At 26.9% G+C, this 1,154-nt stretch carries 1 protein-coding gene; it reads right to left on the bottom strand.

Annotation, left to right across the window (positions count from 1 at the left end):
• Positions 1 to 111: 111 nt before the first annotated feature.
• A complete protein-coding gene (locus Q4E08_RS02060; RefSeq protein WP_303127682.1) occupies positions 112 to 855 on the bottom strand; it encodes a peptidylprolyl isomerase in 744 nt (247 codons plus the stop codon).
• Positions 856 to 1,154: the final 299 nt, after the last annotated feature.

The raw sequence follows: 1,154 nt of genomic DNA, 5'->3' as shown, positions 1-1,154 counted from the left end.
ATATAAAAAATTATTATTAGAATAAAAAATCTATAAAATTTAATTTTTAAATATAGGTACACAAAAAGGGAATTCTCTTTCGAAAATTCCCTTTACATATATGTGTACTTATTATTTTCTAGTAACGCCATATTTTCCTTCTAATTCTTTTAATACATCTAAGTATTTTCTTTGTTGTCTTTCTTGAAGTAATTGTTGAACAACTCCATCCTTAACTTCTTCAAAAGGTCTAACTTTAGCATCATTCTTAGATTCAACTAATATTAAATGATATCCAAATTGAGTTTGTACTGGCTCTGTCACTTTTCCTACTTCTGCTTCAAATGCAGCTTTTTCGAATTCAGGAACCATCATACCTCTACCAAACGCTCCAAGATTTCCACCTTGCTCTTTTGATGGACAGCTTGAATACTTGCTTGCAGCTTCTTCAAAAGTCATTCCATTATCGATTTCTTCTTTAATCTTTATAGCATCCCCTTCATTGTCAACTAAAATATGTTTAGCTGAAACTGTAGGTTGTTCTTCAAATCTTTCTTTATTTGCTTCATAGAATTCCTTTGCTTCTTCATCTGTAACTGTTACATCAGCTAATACCTTTGAAATAGTCATTTGAGTTAATATTTCTTTAGCTAAACGCTCAACAGTTTCTTTATATTCATCAGTTTCATTTAACTTTAATTCTTTTCCTAAATTATTAAATAATTCAAAAGATATTATTTGCTCTAATAATTGCTTTCTTCCATTTTCATTTTCAAACATTGATCTTCTATCTTCTGGATATTTTGAAATTATATCATTTAAATCCTTTTCAGTTATTTCTTCTGAACCAACTGTTGCTAATATTTTGTTTTCCATATTATCTTCTCCTTTTTAGATAAGTAATTTATTATACTATTTAATTTTACCAATATACTTATAAATTAACAACGTAAATTATTTTTTCAAAATATTTATTACGAAATTTCTTCATTATTTAAAATTTATCCACAGATTTTTGTCTTTTTAAATAAAAATATCCACAATTTTTATAGTATTTGTTTATAAATTTATTTAATTCTTTTTAAAAGTAAAAAAAGATGTTCTAATGAACATCTTAAAATTGGTGGAGGTAAGGAGATTCGAACTCCTGACCCCCTGCGTGCAAGGCAGGTGCT

It is taken from the genome of Clostridium sp. (genome assembly GCF_030532265.1).
Classification (GTDB): domain Bacteria; phylum Bacillota; class Clostridia; order Clostridiales; family Clostridiaceae; genus Clostridium.
Note: the sequence above shows the minus strand (reverse complement) of the source record. Positions and strands in the feature narration are given on the sequence as shown.